This window comes from Nocardiopsis sp. L17-MgMaSL7, assembly GCF_003182025.1.
In the GTDB taxonomy this organism is placed as follows: domain Bacteria; phylum Actinomycetota; class Actinomycetes; order Streptosporangiales; family Streptosporangiaceae; genus Nocardiopsis; species Nocardiopsis prasina.
The window spans coordinates 144,617-161,442 of record NZ_QGTF01000002.1 but is presented as its reverse complement, the minus strand read 5'-3'; the positions used below and the strand labels follow the sequence as shown (position 1 = coordinate 161,442).

13 protein-coding genes are annotated in these 16,826 nt (G+C 71.6%); 12 read left to right on the top strand and 1 reads right to left on the bottom strand.

The annotated features are described in order from the left end of the window. The first annotated feature begins 328 nt into the window (after nucleotides 1-328). The 7 genes from BDW27_RS03395 (at nucleotide 329) to BDW27_RS03365 (ending at nucleotide 10,414) form a co-directional block, all read left to right on the top strand. Nucleotides 329-1,714, top strand: a complete 1,386-nt coding sequence (locus BDW27_RS03395; protein ID WP_110048196.1) for an MFS transporter — start codon at nucleotides 329-331, stop codon at nucleotides 1,712-1,714. Beyond that, nucleotides 1,711-3,846 carry a molybdopterin oxidoreductase family protein gene (locus tag BDW27_RS03390; RefSeq protein WP_110048195.1) on the top strand — a complete coding sequence of 712 codons (2,136 nt, stop codon included), beginning with the start codon at nucleotides 1,711-1,713 and terminating at the stop codon, nucleotides 3,844-3,846. Before BDW27_RS03395 ends, BDW27_RS03390 begins: the two co-directional genes overlap by 4 nt. After that, nucleotides 3,843-5,285 (top strand): FAD-dependent oxidoreductase, encoded by a 1,443-nt coding sequence (locus BDW27_RS03385; RefSeq protein ID WP_110048194.1) that lies wholly within the window; start codon nucleotides 3,843-3,845, stop codon nucleotides 5,283-5,285. The genes BDW27_RS03390 and BDW27_RS03385 overlap by 4 nt, the downstream gene beginning before the upstream one ends. A gap of 360 nt (nucleotides 5,286-5,645) precedes the next feature. Next, nucleotides 5,646-8,156, top strand: a complete 2,511-nt coding sequence (gene nirB / locus BDW27_RS03380; RefSeq protein ID WP_110048193.1) for a nitrite reductase large subunit NirB — start codon at nucleotides 5,646-5,648, stop codon at nucleotides 8,154-8,156. Continuing rightward, nucleotides 8,153-8,515, top strand: coding sequence for a nitrite reductase small subunit NirD (gene nirD / locus BDW27_RS03375; protein WP_110048192.1), 363 nt, complete (start codon nucleotides 8,153-8,155; stop codon nucleotides 8,513-8,515). The genes nirB and nirD overlap by 4 nt, the downstream gene beginning before the upstream one ends. A gap of 29 nt (nucleotides 8,516-8,544) precedes the next feature. Next, nucleotides 8,545-9,684 (top strand): uroporphyrinogen-III synthase, encoded by a 1,140-nt coding sequence (locus BDW27_RS03370; protein ID WP_370446426.1) that lies wholly within the window; start codon nucleotides 8,545-8,547, stop codon nucleotides 9,682-9,684. Between the two features lie 40 nt (nucleotides 9,685-9,724). Next, the gene (locus tag BDW27_RS03365; RefSeq protein WP_110048190.1) at nucleotides 9,725-10,414 is read left to right on the top strand and encodes a sirohydrochlorin chelatase; all 690 of its coding nucleotides are present in this window, start codon (nucleotides 9,725-9,727) and stop codon (nucleotides 10,412-10,414) included. A 90-nt stretch (nucleotides 10,415-10,504) separates the two neighbouring features. Here the strand turns inward: BDW27_RS03365 and BDW27_RS03360 are convergent, their stop codons facing one another. Next, nucleotides 10,505-10,822, bottom strand: coding sequence for an antibiotic biosynthesis monooxygenase (locus tag BDW27_RS03360; RefSeq protein WP_017545470.1), 318 nt, complete (start codon nucleotides 10,820-10,822; stop codon nucleotides 10,505-10,507). A 358-nt stretch (nucleotides 10,823-11,180) separates the two neighbouring features. On the opposite strand from BDW27_RS03360, the gene BDW27_RS27055 reads away from it, so the two are divergent. From BDW27_RS27055 to BDW27_RS03340, 5 genes are all read left to right on the top strand, one after another. Then, complete coding sequence (locus BDW27_RS27055) at nucleotides 11,181-11,456, top strand: transposase (RefSeq protein ID WP_146223243.1); 276 nt, start codon at nucleotides 11,181-11,183, stop codon at nucleotides 11,454-11,456. Nucleotides 11,457-11,675: 219 nt separating this feature from the next. Next, nucleotides 11,676-12,947 (top strand): XRE family transcriptional regulator, encoded by a 1,272-nt coding sequence (locus BDW27_RS03355; protein WP_158543564.1) that lies wholly within the window; start codon nucleotides 11,676-11,678, stop codon nucleotides 12,945-12,947. Nucleotides 12,948-13,563: 616 nt separating this feature from the next. Then, on the top strand, nucleotides 13,564-14,577 hold the full coding sequence (locus BDW27_RS03350; RefSeq protein WP_110048188.1) for a hypothetical protein: 1,014 nt from the start codon (nucleotides 13,564-13,566) through the stop codon (nucleotides 14,575-14,577). A gap of 9 nt (nucleotides 14,578-14,586) precedes the next feature. Then, nucleotides 14,587-15,600 (top strand): SDR family oxidoreductase, encoded by a 1,014-nt coding sequence (locus BDW27_RS03345; RefSeq protein ID WP_110048187.1) that lies wholly within the window; start codon nucleotides 14,587-14,589, stop codon nucleotides 15,598-15,600. Continuing rightward, complete coding sequence (locus BDW27_RS03340) at nucleotides 15,597-16,826, top strand: acyl-CoA dehydrogenase family protein (protein ID WP_110048186.1); 1,230 nt, start codon at nucleotides 15,597-15,599, stop codon at nucleotides 16,824-16,826. The genes BDW27_RS03345 and BDW27_RS03340 overlap by 4 nt, the downstream gene beginning before the upstream one ends.

Sequence of the window (16,826 nt, the reverse complement as noted above, 5' to 3'; positions counted from 1 at the left end):
ACACGGGCCGCTCGCGCCTCCTCCCGTGGAGCGCCCGCTCCATGGCGCTATTGCCAGGACATGATGGTCGCGCCCCCGTGCTCGTCGGGCACGTCGGAGACCGGCTTCGCGCGTGATTCCGCACACATCAGCGTAAAAGGGGCGCACGCCACTTGCTGTGGCACAGGCGGAGCACTACTTTCCGACCTGCGCCGACAGGTCTTCTCACCACGGCCGCGCCCTCTGAGTGAGCCGACTGTTTCCCGCGTGTTACTGCTGGACACCCCCAGGCAACGCGGCCTTCCTACCTTCGGACTCGTCGACAGCCGTCAAGCAGGAAGGCACCCCCGTGACCCCCGGAACAGGCCGACGCGCTCCGCGCACCGGCAGGAGCTGGATCTCCCGCTGGGACCCCGAGGACGAGGGCTTCTGGAACGACGGGGGGCGCCGCGTGGCCCGCCGCAACCTCTGGGCCTCCATCGCCTCCGAACACATCGGGTTCTCCGTGTGGAGCATCTGGTCGGTGCTCGTGCTGTTCATGACCCCCGAACACGGCTTCTCCACCACCCCCGAGCAGAAGTTCCTCCTGCTGTCGGTGGTCACCCTGGTCGGCGCCGTCCTGCGCGTCCCCTACACCCTGGCCGTGCCCGTCTTCGGCGGACGCAACTGGACCGTCATCGCCACCCTGATGCTCATCGTCCCCACCGTCGCCGCCTTCTTCCTCGTCCGCGACCCCGACACCCCCTTCTGGCTGCTGCTGGTCCTGGCCGCCACCGCGGGCGTGGGCGGCGGCAACTTCTCCTCCTCCATGGCCAACATCAACTCCTACTTCCCCGAGCGGGAGAAGGGGTGGGCCCTGGGCCTCAACGCGGGCGGCGGCAACATCGGGGTCGCCACCGTCCAACTGGTCGGGCTGGCCGTCATCGCCCTGTTCACCACCTCCGCCGGGTACCTGGTCCCGCTGTTCTACGCGCCGCTGATCCTGCTGTCGGCCTGGTGGGCCCACCGGTCCATGAACAACCTCGTCCACGTGCGCGGTGACGTGGCCGGGCAGCTGTCGGCCACCCGCGACCGCCACTTCTGGATCATGTCGCTGCTCTACGTGGGCACCTTCGGCTCCTTCATCGGCACCGGGTTCGCCTTCGGGCTGCTGCTCCAGGCCCAGTTCGGCCTGGAACCCGTGCAGTCGGCGGGGATCGCCGTCCTGGGACCGGTCGTGGGTTCCCTCATCCGCCCCGTCGGCGGCAGGCTGGCCGACTCCCTGGGCGGGGCCCGCGTCACCCTGTGGGTGTTCACCGCCATGGCCGCCTGCGCGGCCGTGCTCGTCCTGGCCGTCCAGGCCGGTCACCTGGTCCTGTTCGTCGGTGCGTTCGCGGTGATGTTCGTCCTCACCGGACTGGGCAACGGCTCCACCTACAAGATGATCCCCTCCATCTACGCCGCCCGTGCCGAGGACGCCATCGCCGCAGGGGAACCCCGCGAACAGGCCCTGGCGCGCACCAAGCGCGTGGCCTCCTCCATGCTCGGTCTCATCGGCGCGGTCGGTGCTCTGGGCGGGGTGGCCATCAACGTCGGTTTCCGCGAGGCCTTCGCCGCGACCGGCTCCAGCGCCCCGGCCTTCGTCGCCTTCGGTGCCTTCTACCTGCTCTGCGCCGTGGTGACCTGGACCGTGTACCTGCGGCGTCCCTCCCGCTCCGCCTCCGCTGACGAGCCCGTCCGGGCCACGGCCCGATGACCACCACCCACTGCCCCTACTGCGCGCTCCAGTGCGCCATGCGCCTGGAACCGGGGACGGACGGGCGTCTGACCGTCCGTCCCGCCCCCTTCCCCACCAACCGAGGGGGACTGTGCCGTAAGGGGTGGACCTCCGCCGAGGTCCTCACCGTCCCCGACCGGCTCACCCGCCCCCTGCTGCGCAAGGACCGCGGCTCCGACCTGGTCGAGACCGACTGGGACACCGCCCTGGACCACATCGCCGAACGCCTGTTGTCCCTGCGAGCCGAATCCGGCCCCGACTCCGTCGCGGTCTTCGGGGGCGGCGGTCTGACGAACGAGAAGTCCTACACCCTGGGCAAGTTCGCGCGCCTGGCCCTGGCCACCTCGCAGATCGACTACAACGGCCGCTTCTGTATGTCCTCGGCCGCCGCCGCGGGAACGCGCGCCTTCGGCCTGGACCGGGGCATGCCCTTTCCGCTGACCGACGTGGCCGAGGCCGAGGTGGTCGTGCTCGCGGGGGCCAACCCCGCCGAGACCATGCCGCCGATGATGGGCCATCTGTCCGCGCCCGCCCTCATCGTCATCGACCCCCGCCGCTCGGCCACCGCGCAGGTCGCCCTCGACCAGGGCGGTCTCCACCTGGCTCCCCGGCCCGGAACCGACCTGGCCCTGGCACTGGGACTGCTGCACGCCGCGCGTGTGGGCGGTTGGTGCGACGACGAGTTCGTCGGCGAACGCACCACCGGGTTCGACGCCGCCTGGGAGCACGCCGCCGCCTGGTGGCCCGAACGCACCGAACAGGTCACCGGCGTGCCCGCCTCGGGCATTCGCGCCGCCGCGGACCTCCTCGGCCGGGCCGCCCGCAACCGCTCCGCCTACGTGCTCACCGGACGCGGCACCGAACAGCACGCCAAGGGCACCGACACGGTCTCGGCCTGGATCAACCTCGCGCTGGCCCTGGGCCTGCCCGGCCGCCGGGGCTCGGGGTACGGGTGCATCACGGGGCAGGGCAACGGTCAGGGCGGGCGCGAGCACGGCCAGAAGGCCGACCAGCTGCCGGGTTACCGCCGCATCGACGACCCCCGCGCCCGCGACCACGTGGCCGGTGTGTGGGGAGTGGACCCGGGTGCCCTGCCCGGTCCCGGCCGTTCGGCCTTCGAACTCCTCGACGCCCTGGGCACCCCCGACGGACCGCGCGCCCTGCTGCTGTTCGGCTCCAACCCCGTGGTCTCCGCCCCCCACACCGCACGCGTACGCGCCCGCCTGGACTCCCTGGACCTGCTGGTGGCGGCCGACTTCGTGCTCTCGGAGACCGCCGCCACGGCCGACGTGGTCCTGCCCGTGGCCCAGTGGGCCGAGGAGACCGGCACCATGACCAACCTGGAGGGCCGCGTACTGCGCCGCGCCCGGGCCACCGCTCCGCCCGACGGCGTGTGGACCGACCTGGAGGTCCTCTCCGCCCTTGCCGTGAGGTTGGGACAACCCGCCCAGCGCTTCCCCACCGACCCCGACACCGTCCTGTCCGAACTCGGCCGCGCCTCCGCCGGAGGAGCCGCCGACTACTCCGGGGTCACCCCCCAACGCCTGGACGACGGCCAGGCGCTGTACTGGCCGGTGCGCACCCCCACCGAGTCCACCCCCCGCCTGTTCCTGGACTCCTTCGCCCACCCGGACGGGCGGGCCCGCCTCGTCCCGGTCGCCCACCGGCCCCCCGCCGAGACCACCGACCCCGACTACCCCCTGGTGGCCACCACCGGCAGGCTCATGGGCCACTACCAGTCCGGGGCCCAGACCCGCCGCGTGGCCGAACTCGACGGCGCCGAACCCGAGGCGTACGTGGAGGTGCACCCCGACACGGCCGCCCGCGCCGGACTCGCGGCCGGGGCCCGGGCCCGCGTCACCTCCCGCCGCGGCCACACCGACGCCAGGGTGCGTCTGGTGCCCACCGCCCGCCTGGACACGGTGTTCCTGCCCTTCCACTTCGCCGGGGAACAGTCCGCGAACAACCTCACCCACCCGGCACTGGACCCCACCAGCCGTATGCCGGAGTTCAAGGTCAGCGCGGTGCGCCTGGAACCCGCCCCGCCCGTTCTGAGCAGCAGGGGAACCCCCGACCCGGCCGACACCCCCACACCAGGAGGCAGCAGTTGAACACCGTGCAGGGCGCGCCCCCGCGCCGGGTCGTGGTCGTCGGCAACGGGATGGTCGGTGCCCGCTTCGCGGAGGAGGCGGCCCGCCTGGACCCGGACGGAGAACGCGTGCGCGTGAGCGTGGTCGGCACCGAACACCACCCCGCCTACAACCGCGTCCTGCTCTCGGGCGTGCTCGCCGGGGACTACACCCCGGAGCAGATCCGCCTGCCCGCCCTTGGCGGCCCCGGTGTCACCGTGCGCACCGGCGTGGCCGCCACCGCACTGGACACACGACGCCGGACCGTCACCCTGGACGACGGCTCCCGACTGCCCTACGACGAACTCGTCCTGGCCACCGGGGCACGCGCCGCACTCCCTCCGATCCCGGGCGTGCGTGCCCCGGACGAGGGTCCGGGGGAGGGGGTGAGCGCCCTGCGCGACCTGGAGGACTGCCAGCGTCTGCTCGCGCTGGCCCGCCCCGGCGCCCCCGTGGTGGTCCTGGGCGGCGGCGTCCTGGGACTGGAGGCGGCACGCGGCCTCGTGGGCCGGGGCATGCGGGTGTCGCTCGTGGAGTCCTCCCCCTGGATCATGCGCCGACAGATCGACCAGGGGGCCGCGCGCGTCCTGGCCGCCAGCTACGCCGCCTTGGGCGTGGACGTGCACTCCTGGCGGGTCGCCGCGCGCTGGATCCCCGGCACCGGCCTGGAACTGGACGACGGCCGGGTCCTGCCCGGCGACGCCCTGGTGGTCACCGCCGGGGTGCGTGCCAACACCGAACTGGCCTCCGAGGCCGGGATCGTGGTCGACCGCGGTGTCGTCGTGGACGACCGCCTGGCCACCTCCGACGCCCGCGTGCACGCCATCGGTGACTGCGCCCAGCACCCCGGCGGCGGTGCCGGGCTCGTCCAGCCCGGATGGGAACAGGCCGCGGTCCTGGCCGGACGGCTGACCGGTACCGCTCCCCACGCGACCTACACCGGGGCCCGGCCGCTGACCCGCCTCAAGGCCGAGGGCATCGAGCTGACCGCGTTCGGGCGGGTCCATGAGGACGAGGACGCCCAGGACCTGGAGACGGTGACCATCAGCGACCCCCACGGCGGTCGTTACGCCAAGCTGTCGGTGTGTGAGGAGAAGGTGGTGGGCGCGGTGCTGCTGGGTTTCCCCGAGGCCGCCGCCACCCTGTCCCAGCTCTACGACACCGGCGCCCCGGTGCCCTCCGACCGCCTGGCCCTGCTCCAGGGGCTGCCCACCGCGTCCCCCGAGCCCCAGGAGGCGGGGGAGGCGCTGGTGTGCCGGTGCAACGCCGTGAGTCGCAACGACATCGAGCAGGCGTGGCTGGACGGCGCCCGTACCCGTGAGGCCATCGCCGATCGCACGCGCGCCACCACCGGCTGCGGAGGGTGCGTGCGCGACGTGCGGGCCCTGCTGTCGGGGATGCAGGGCTCGCCGGTGGGATGACCCCGTACCCGCGAAGAGGTGGGAGGGTTCGGCGCCGCCACCGGTCCGTCCCACCGGGGGTGCGGGCCGGACCCCCGCCCCGCTGGGGCGTCAGCGCCGCACCGCTCCACGCCCCTCCCCACTGGGGCGCCAGAGCCGTACCGCCCAATGCCCCCGCCCCGCTGGGGCGTCAGGGCCGTATCGGATCCTCCCGCTGGAGTGCCAGTGCCGCACCGCTCCACGCCCCTCCGAATCACGCGCCCCTGACCTGTGGTGGCAGCACAACGAAACAGTCGCGACACACCTGACTGATGCGGGGGAAACACCCGGGAGGTTGCCTGGGGACAGTCCGCCCCCGCAGCAGGAGGAGCCGCGCACACCATGGAAGAACTCGTCGTCATCGGCAACGGCATGGTCGGCCACCGGCTGGTCGAGGCCCTCCGTGACCGCGACACCGCCCGACGGTGGCACGTCACCGTCGTGGGCGAGGAGCCCCGCACCGCCTACGACCGGGTGGCCCTGTCCTCCTACTTCGACGGCGCCAGTGCCCACGACCTGTCCCTGGGCGACCTCTCCGGCCCCGCCGTCGACGTGCACGTCAACGAACGCGCCACCGCCGTCGACCGTGCCGACCGCACCGTGACCACCGCCTCCGGACGCGTACTGCCCTACGACCGGCTGGTCCTGGCCACGGGCTCCACCCCGTTCGTGCCGCCCGTCCCCGGCCACGACCTGCCCGGCTGCCACGTGTACCGGACCATCGAGGACCTGGACGCCATCACCGCCTCCGCCCGGGGCGCCAGCACCGGAGTGGTCGTCGGCGGCGGACTGCTGGGCCTGGAGGCCGCCAACGCCCTGCGTCTGCTGGGCCTGGAGGCGCATGTGGTCGAACTCGCCCCCCACCTCATGCCCGCCCAGATCGACCAGGGCGCCGCCGCGCTCCTGCGCACGCTGGTCGCCGACATGGGTGTGCGGGTCCACACCGGCACCGCCTCGACGGCCGTCGAGGCCTCACCCCTGGGCCGCGCCGCCCGGCTGGTTCTGGACGGGGGCGCCCACCTGGACGCCGACCTGGTCGTGTTCTCCGTGGGTATCCGCCCCCGCGACGAGCTCGCCCGCTCCGCCGGGCTCGAGGTCGGCGAACGCGGCGGCATCGTCATCGACGACACCTGCACCACCAGCGATCCCCGCGTCCACGCCATCGGCGAGGCAGCCAACCACCAGGGCACCGTCTACGGCCTCATCGCCCCCGGCAACGCCATGGCCGAGGTCGTCGCCGACCGCCTCCTGGGCGGACAGGCCACCTTCACCGGCGCCGACACCTCCACCAAACTCAAACTCCTCGGCGTGGACGTGGCCAGCTTCGGCGACGCCCACGGGCGCACACCCGGAGCCCTGGACGTGGTCGTCAACGACGCCGCGGGCGGCCGTTACGCCAAGCTCGTGGTCTCCGACGACGCCACCACGCTCCTCGGCGGTGTCCTGGTCGGCGACGCCTCCGCCTACGCCACCCTGCGCCCCCTGGTCGGATCCCCCCTGCCCGGGGACCCGCTCACCCTGATCACCCCCGAGGGCACCGCCGACCTGGGCACGGACTCCCTGCCCGACTCCGCCCAGATCTGCTCGTGCAACGCCGTCACCAAGGGCGACCTCACCCGGGCCGTCGCCTGCGGCAACCACGACGTCCCCTCCCTCAAGGCCTGCACCCGGGCGGGCACCAGCTGCGGCTCCTGCGTACCCGTGCTCAAGCAGATCCTCGCCCAGTCCGGCATCGAGCAGTCCAGGGCCCTGTGCGAGCACTTCCCCCAGTCGCGCGCCGAACTCGTCGAGATCGTCCGGGCCACCGGCACCTCCACCTTCTCCGCGCTGATCGCCGCCCACGGCACCGGACACGGCTGCGACATCTGCAAACCCGCCGTCGCCTCCATCCTGGCCTCCCTGGGCAACGGGCACATCCTGGAGGGTGAACAGGCCACCCTCCAGGACACCAACGACCGCTACCTGGCCAACATCCAGCGCAACGGCACCTACTCCGTGGTGCCGCGCATCCCCGGCGGCGAGATCACCCCCGACAAGCTCATCGTCATCGGCGAGGTCGCACGCGACTTCGACCTCTACACCAAGATCACCGGGGGCCAGCGCATCGACCTGTTCGGCGCCCGCCTCGAACAGCTGCCCGCCATCTGGGCACGCCTGGTGGAGGCCGGGTTCGAGTCCGGGCACGCCTACGGCAAGTCGCTGCGCACCGTCAAGTCCTGCGTGGGCACCACCTGGTGCCGCTACGGCGTCCAGGACTCGGTGGGCCTGGCCATCCGGCTGGAGGAGCGCTACCGGGGTCTGCGCTCACCCCACAAACTCAAGTCCGCCGTCTCCGGATGCGCCCGCGAGTGCGCCGAGGCCCGGGGCAAGGACTTCGGAGTCATCGCCACCGACCAGGGCTGGAACCTGTACGTGGGCGGCAACGGCGGCTTCACCCCCCGTCACGCCGAACTCCTGGCCGCGGACCTGGACGAGCCGACCCTCATCCGCTACATCGACCGGTTCCTGATGTTCTACGTGCGCACCGCCGACCGACTCCAGCGCACTGCTCCGTGGATCGAGTCCCTCGAAGGCGGCCTGGACCACCTGCGCGACGTCGTGGTCCACGACACACTGGGTATCGCCGCCGAACTGGAGGAGGCCATGGACCGCCACGTGGCCTCCTACGCCGACGAGTGGGCGGCGGTCCTGGCCGACCCGGACAAGCTCTCCCGGTTCGTCTCCTTCGCCAACGCCCCCCACACCCCCGACCCCACCATCAGCTTCACCACCACCCGTGACCAGCGCGTACCCGACACCTCGTCCGTGAACCTGGGCATGCCCGCCCGCCGACCCCAGGAGGCCACCCGATGACCGTCACCACCGCCCCGGCCAGGACCTGGACCGACGTCTGCCCCGCTCACCTGCTGCGCGTCGAGGACGGCGTGGCCGTACTGCTGCCCGACGGCAGACAGGCCGCCCTGTTCCGCACCCGCGACCACCACCTGTACGCGGTGGACAACATCGACCCCCGCACCGGAGCCGCCGTCATCTCACGCGGGATCGTCGGCGACAGGGCCGGAGAACCCACCGTCGCCTCACCCATGCTCAAGAACGTCTTCTCGCTGCGCACCGGGCTCGGCCTGGACGACGAAGACACCCACCTGACCACCTGGCCCGTTCGCCAGCGCGGCACCACCGTGCAGATCGCCACGGAGGAGGGAACGCCGTGAACCCCGTCCCCGCCGTTCCCGAGGACACCATCCCGGCCCAGGCCGCCGCACCCGCCACCACCGCCCCACTGGCCGGTTTCACCGTGGCGGTGACCGCGGCCCGCCGAGCCGAGGAGCTCAGCGCCCTCCTGCGCCGCAAGGGCGCCGAGGTGGTGGCCGCGCCCGCCCTGCGCATCGTGCCGCTCAGCGACGACCAGCGCCTGGCCTCGGTCTCCGAGGAACTCGCCCGACGCCCCGCCGACGTCGTCGTGGCCACGACCGGCATCGGCTTCCGGGGCTGGGTCGAGGCATGCGAGACGTGGGGCACCGCCGAACGGCTCCTGGCCAGCCTGCGCGCCTCACGCCTGCTGGCCCGCGGCCCCAAGGCCCGCGGCGCCATCCGCGCGGCCGGACTCACCGAGGAGTGGTCACCGCCCTCGGAGTCCTCCGCCGAGGTGCTGGACCACCTGCTCGACCAGGGTGTTCAGGGCCTGCGCGTGGCCATCCAGCTGCACGGTGAGCCGCTGCCCGACTTCACCGCCGCGCTCCGCATGGCCGGAGCCGAGGTGGTCGAGGTGCCCGTCTACCGCTGGACCCAACCCGAGGACACCGCCGCCCTGGACCGGCTCATCGAGGCCGTCACCAGCGGGGGAGTGGACGCGGTCACCTTCACCAGCGCGCCCGCCGCCGCCGGACTGCTCGCCCGCGCCCACACCACCGGTCACCAGGGCGGCCTCGTCCGCGCCCTGCGCGGCGACGTCCTGGCCATGTGCGTGGGGCCGGTCACCGCCCGGCCGCTCATGGCCCACGACATCCCCACGGTGTGGCCCGAGCGGGCACGCATCGGCTCCCAGGTCCGCAAGCTCTCCGAGGAACTGCCCGGCCGCTTCCCCGCCCTGACCGTGGCCGGACACCGCCTGCGCCTGCGCGGCCACGCTGTCCTGATCGACGGCACCGTCCGCACGCTCTCACCCACACTGATGCGGCTCGTGCGCGCCCTGGCCCACCGCCCCGGACAGGTCCTCGACCGGGCCCGCCTGCTCACCTGCCTCGGAGAGGACGCCGACGCCCACGCCGTGGAGACGGCCGTGGCCCGACTGCGCACCGCCCTGGGCGACCCCCGGATCGTCCAGACCGTGGTCAAGCGCGGCTACCGGCTGGCACTGGACACACCCGACTGCACCGCCTGACCCGCACCAGGAAGGACGGGGCGGGCGCGCCCGCCACGCGATGAACCGAGACACCCTGATCCTGGCCGTCCACGGCACCCGCGACCCCCACGGCACCGCCGTCGCCCGAACCCTGGCCCGCGACGTGGCCAACCTGGTCAGCCAGCCCACCAGGCTGGCCTTCGCCGACGTGCGCACACCGACCGTCGGCCAGGTCGCGGCCCGGACCCCCGGCCCCCTCGTGGTCGTGCCCGCGTTCCTCGCCTCGGGCTACCACGTGCGCACCGACATCCCGCACCAGCTCGCCCGGGCCGGGCGCGCGGACGCCGTCGTCACCCCGGCGCTGGGCGACCATCCCGCGGTCCTGGACACCGCCGTGCGACGTCTGGACGCCGCCGGATACCGCCCCGGAGACGCCGTCGTGCTGGCCTGCGCCGGCACCTCCGACCCCCACGCGGGCGACGAGCTGCGTCAGGCCGCCTGCCGCCTGTCGCGACGCCTGGCGGCCCCGGTGGAGGCGGGCTTCATCGCCACCGGAAGGCCCACCGTCACCGAGAGGGTCGCCCAGCTGCGCGAGCGGGGCCACCGGCGGGTGGCCGTGGCGACCTGGTTGCTGGCTCCGGGCCTGTTCCATGACCGGCTGGCCCACACGGGCGCCGACGTGGTGGCCGACCCCCTGTGCCCGGCCCCGGCCATCGCCCGCGCCGTGGTGGCCCGCTACCACCGGGCCGCGATCGGCCAGCCCGCCTGAGCGACCGCTCGTGCAGCGCGGCTCGGGACTCCCGGGCGATCCCCGTCCGGCGCCGCGTCCTTCCCCACCGGGCCGGAGGCCGCGCTCAGCTCACCCCTCGGTGAAGCGCAGCTGGTACAGAACCGAGTCGGAACTCGCGATCGCCTGGCAGGCAGCGAAGTGCGGCTTGGAGTCCGGGTGGGCGATGGCCGCCCGGAAGGCCTCCTCACTGCTCCACTGGGCGTAGTTGCAGACCCGGGTGCCGTCGAGGCTGGCGTGCACGCTCGCCGAGACGAACCCGGGGAGGTGGCGCATGACGTCGTCCGTCGCCTCACGCAGGATCTCCAGCAGCCGCTCGTGGTTCTCGGGCTCGACGGTGAAGGTGTTGACGAGGGCGACGCCGTCGCGGTCGGTGCTGATCACGGGCATGGCTGGGATACCTCACTTGGGCGGCTCGGGCGGCGGACACCACGACCCCGCGGATCGAACTCCTGGCGTCGACGCGGGGCTTCGCACCGTGGCCCGCCTCACAGTAATCGCAGCGTAGGGCGTGTGTAAGGCAAACGGCGGGTCCGGAAACGGTGTGTCGTACGCGTGCCGCGAGGCACTACGGAGCAAAGCCGGTCGAACCGGTTGTCCGTCTCAGGGTTGTCCGTCCAGAGGCACCGGGCAACACCGGATCGCCGTTTGCGTGGGGGCTGACCAGGATGCGCACTCCGTCGATGACCCGGCGTCTGTTTCCCGGAAGTGGGGGTGCGGCGGAACCCTGCCTGGCATCCTGGTTGTCGTGCCTGGCCGTCATGAACACACCGATGCCGCGTGGGCCCTGCTCGCCCCGCTCCCGCCCACCGACGCACTCAAGGGCGAGAAGTGGGCGGCCGATCAGCGCGAGGTCATCGACGCGACCCTGTTCCCGGCCCGGCGGCGCACCGCCGGTGCCACCCCACAAGCGGTACCGTCCGGGACGCACCGTACGGGTGCGCCGCAATCGGACGCTCCGGCCGCGGGCAGACCACCAAGGTCCACCTGCCCGTTGACCAGCACCCGCGCCCACTGGTCCTGACCACCGGCCCCGGCCCGCGCGGGGACCCTCTCATCCTCGCCCGTCCGGGAACGGGGCGGTCGCCCGAGGTCTCAGGACACCGGTCCGTGTCTCACAGCGCGACCTTTGCACGGAGAGAGGACGGCGGATGGAACACGACTCTTCGGACGCGGTGCCGCGAGGCCGCGCGGGAACAGGCAGAACGTGTTTCCGGACCTTCGGTTGGAGCGTGGACGACCGGTGAGCGTCGAACCCGTGGAGTTCGGCCCCGCGTTGAGGACGCTGAGGAGCAGTCAGGGTCTGTCCCTCGGAGACCTCGCACGCCTGGTCAACTACAGCAAGAGCCACCTCAGCCGGGTGGAGAACGGCAAGAAGCAGCCGACCTCGGATCTGGCCCGGCACTGTGACGTCGCGCTGGGTGGCGAGGGCAGTCTCGTCCGTATCGCCATGAGCGTTCCGCGTCGCGTGCGACAGGCCATGGCGGCTCCCACAGTGCGGCAGCTCCCGCGTTCCGTCACCGACTTCGTCGGGCGGGTCGACCTCCTTCGACAACTCGACGGAATGTGCCCGGAAACCTCCGACGGGCGGTATCGGGGCTCCCCGCTCGTCCTGGTCGACGGACCCGCCGGGATCGGCAAGACCGAGACGGTCCTGCGCTGGGGGCACGTCGCAGCGGAGAGGTTTCGCGATGGCACGCTCTTCGCGGACCTGAACGGATTCCGGCAGGGTGGTTCGGCCCTCACCGCCGAGCAGGTGCTCCGCCGCTTCCTCCACGACCTCGGCGAGTCGGGCGCGGCTCTGAACGGGAGGGACGCACAGCAACTGGGCGTTCGCTTCCGCAGTCTGCTCACCGGGAAGCGCATGCTGATCGTCCTGGACAACACCACCGGGCCCGAACAGGTGCGCCCCCTCCTGCCCGCCAGTCCCGGCTGCATGACCGTTGTCACCAGCCGTAGCCGGATGCCGGGCCTGCTGGCCAGAGACGGCGCTCTGCGTGTCCAGGTCCCGCCCATGGACCCCGAGGAGAGCCTGGAGCTCCTGGCCACCCTCGACCCCGAAGGCCGACTGGCCCGCAGGCCCGAGTACCTCGACGCGTGCGGGCACGTACCCCTGCTCATCCGCATCGCCTCCCGGCGGAACATGAACCCGGAGTTCTACGACAGCCCCTGCCGGTGGGAGAGCGCCGCGATGCTGCGGCTCTTCTCCATGGGCGGTGACGACTCCACGTCCCTGCGGTCCCTGCTGTCGGGGTCGTACGAGGTGCTGACCGACGAGGCCACACGTGCCTTCAGGCTGCTGGGTACCCGCACAGAGGGGTGGTGCACGGCCCGCGACGCCGCCCGGCATCTGGACACCGGACAGTCGGCGGCCGAGGAGTTGTTGTCCGAACTGGCCGACCTGCACCTGATCCAGTACCGGGACGGGTGGTTCTCCTTCGATCCCCTGCACCGCGCCTTCGCTATCGAAAGGGCGGGCGCGGTGCGGCCGGAACGGGGCGTCGGACCGGTGTAGCCGCTCGGAGGTGTGGCGCCTCAGCACCAGCAGCCGCCGGGGGCACGGGAGCGGCCCGCGGCGGTGGTCCGCCGTTCCGGGAACGACCGCCCCGAAGGGCGCCGTCCGCATTGCAGAGGTCCTCACTCGTGATGGAATGCCCCGTCATCACATTTATCGACGACTTCGTGGTTCTTGTGCAAACAAGAGGCGTTGTCTGGGATCTCCGAAGAACAGACAACGGGCAACGCCTCCCCAACGGTGTCGAAACGAATGCAGACTTGTCGTCCATCGGTGATTGAGGACGGACACGTGCAACTTCCCTCCGATTCCATCCGCGTCGACGACAGGAACAAGGGTCCGCGCCATGGGCGATCGCGCCTTCGCCATCCGGCCGCGTACCGCCACCGGGCGACGTCTCCCGGCGGGTCCGCCTGGAACCGAACCCCAATACCAGAGGCGGGTCGCCCGACCGTTCGGCGAGAGTGATTCCCTCTCCTCCCTTTCCGTGGATCCCTCGACGCGTGTCCACGTCGAGGGCCGTCCCGGACGAACAACGGTCGCTGTCACAACAGACCCGCCGTGATCCACATCAGTGCCGTGCTCATGAGCGCACCGAACCAGAATGGGCTAGTTGATGCGCGATGTCAGGCTCGACAGATACCAGGAATACATCAAGCGGCACGGGCTCACGGAACAACAGGTACTGGACCAGGTCGACGAGACGTTCGGAGAGCCGCTCCTCGTCGTCGCCGCGGGATCGGTCATCTCCGGATTCGGCAACGACACCAGCGACCTGGACCTGTACACCGTCGTGGAAGACGACGTGGCCAGCCTGCTTCCGCTGATGTCGTATCCCAACGGCGCACGGATCGACGCGGTCCTGTGCGGAGCCCGACAACTCCTGGACAGCCACCGGGAACTCGGTTCGGACACGTGGCCCCCGCGGCAGGTGAAACCGGGGGACATCTGGGCCAAACGCAAGGCGATCGACGCCATCACCAGGTACGGCCTGGGCCTTCCGCTCTTCGGCACAGAGCGGTGGACCGCCTGGCAGCGGCGTTTGCAGGCCGAAGCGCACGGGTGGATGAGTGACTGGCACGCGGTGGACGCGTACCGCATGCGGGCGGCGGCGAGGGCCCTGCTCACCCACAAGCCCCTGGTGGCCGGCATCCGAGCGGGCGACGCGCTCATGGCGGCGCTCGAACGCCACGCGCTCGCGCGGGGAGAACCGTACTTCAAATGGAAATGGCTGGGGGAGAAGCTGGAACGCCTGGGCGACTCACAGGCGCTCTCGGCCTACGAACAGGCACTGAGCCCTCCGCTCTCCGAACGCGACGTTCCGCGCTACGTCGAGAGCACCGAAGACCTGCTCCACTCCTACCTGGGCGATGTCGACACCGGCTCCTGGCGCCTGAGTCTGCAACCGGCGGTCGGTACCTCCTGGGAGTCGTTCGGGGAGGAACACCTGGTCTCCCGGTGGGGACTGCGGGCGGCGGCGGTCTCAGCGGGAAGCAGCGTCGGTGAGCCCGGTACCTGGACCTATCGCCTCTCTGAGACGTGGGATCCGGATGTCGAGGCGCTCTTCAGTGAGGACATGCTCTGGCTCGGCGTGCAGCAGGCGGGGCCGCTCCCAGGCCAACCGGAATGAGGAGGACGCATGAACGTGCGGCGCAGCATGTTGGTCACCGGTGCCACCGGAGTGGTCGGCTGGGAACTGGTACAACAGGCACGCGCGGCGGGGTGGGACGTCGTCGGCTGCTCGGCGCGGGGGAGCGACACCAGCACCGCCTGGCGCATGGGCAAGGAGCCGCCTCCCGCGGAACTGGACAGGGAATGGCACGTCATCGTGCACGCCGCCGCCCGGCCGCGTTGGAACCTTCCCCGGGACGAGGCGGTCAGCGGCAACCTGGCGCCCGTGGCGGCACTGGCCCCGTTGGTGGGCCGGGGAACGCACGTCATCCACATCTCCACCGCGTATTCGATCGGCCTGCGAGGGGACACACGCTCCGACTCCCTCCACGACTACCGCAACACGTACGAATGGTCGAAGGCCGCGGCGGAGCGAGAAGCACGGGAACGCTACTCGGCGAGCATCGTCCGCCCGCCTCTGATCCTCGGACGCCGTTCGGACGGAGCCGTCAGGAGACGGAGCGGGCTCTACTCCCTGCTCCAGGCATCAGTGACCGGAGCCCTCCCCGTGCTCGTGGGAGAGCCGGACGCCGGCTTCGAGGCCGTCACCACCTGCGACGTCGCCACGTGTGTGCTGGCGATCGCCGACGGCGGGCCCGCCGCACGGCCCGTCGTTCTCGGCCGTGCGGAACACGCGGCGACCGCGGGGGAGATCTGGGATCTCGCCTTCGCCTCGCTGAACGAATGGAGAGTCGAGCGCGGAGCGGGCGAACTGGAGGCGCCCACCTTCATCACGCCCGACCAGTGGAACCGCTTCTACTTTCCCTTCGCCCGGCCGCACCTCTCGGACCTCCAACTGCACACCATCGACCTGCTCAGCGAATTCATCCCCTACCTCTCCCGGGTCGATCCGATCGGCGTGAACTGGTGCGTCGATCCCGTTGAAGCCGCCCTGCCCACCATCGTGCGGGGCTGGGCCGAGCGGTTGCCCGGCCTGGCGATGCGAAGCCCACAGCCCTGGACGGTCAAGGAGCAGGTATGACGGATGCGTACGCCTTCGAAGCCGCGAGAGTCTCCGCCTGGTCCGACACGTCGCGTCTCATCTCGCAGGGCGGCATCGACGAACTCGCCGCCCACGCCGAGGAGAACGACAGGTCCGGCAGACTGTCGGATCGCAGTATCGATGTCCTGCGTGAGGCCGGATACTTCGGCCTGCCCGTCCCCCGGGACTTCGAGGGCCAGGGGGCGTCAGTCGAGGAGTGCTGCGCGGTACAGCGTCGGATCGGGGCGGCGGACCCCGCGCTGGCGATCGCCACCAGCATGCACCTCTTCTCGGTCGGGGTCGTCGTCGAGCACTGGAACCGCAACCACGACGAGTCGTGGATGCTGTTGGAGGCGATCGCCAGCCAGCAGCGGATCGTGAGCAACGCGTTCGCGGAGCCCGGACTCGCCGGAGCGCTCACGAGGTCGAACTGCGTCGCCCGCAGGTCCGGTGAGGACTGGATCCTCGACGGCCTCAAGGTGCCCTGCTCGCTGGCGGAGCGCAGTGATCTGCTCTGTCTGCAGATGATGGACGAGCAGGACGGGGAAGACGCCCTGATGGTCGCTCTGCTCGCGACCAGGAGTCCCGGAATCAGGACCGAACGCACCTGGAACACCCTCGGGATGAGAGCGACGGAGTCGGACTCCGTGCGGTTCGAACAATGCAGGTTCTCCGATGACCTGGTCTTCCACCGGACGGAACCGGGATCCCAGAGCGATGAGGTCTTCGCCGCCGGCATCGCCTGGTTCTGTGTCGCCTCGACCGCGTCCTACCTGGGCGTCATCTCGGCGGCGGTCGACGAGTCCCGCGTCGCTCTCCAGAAGTCCCGGATCACGCACCTCGACGCGTCGCGGTCGCAGCTGCCCTCCTTCCAGGGAGCACTCGGCGACATCATGTCCCTGGTCCTGCCGATGGAATGGTCCTGTGCGGGGCTCGCGCGTCAACTGGGCGAGAAGGGTACCGATCCGCGTGCCCTGATCCCCTCGGCGCTGGCCCTCAAACAGCAGACGGCCCAGCTGGCGACCACCGCCGTGGCGATGGCGGCCGAACTCGTCGGAGTGGGCTCGTACTCGGCGAACGGCAAGGTGGCGCGGCTCCTGCGAGACGCCCAGGCGGCCCGCTACCATCCGCCCACCCGGTTCGCCACACGGCAGCTCCTGGGGCGTTGGGCACTCGGACTTCCGTTCGGTTTCGAGCTGGACGAGAATCCGGTTGGAGACCACTGA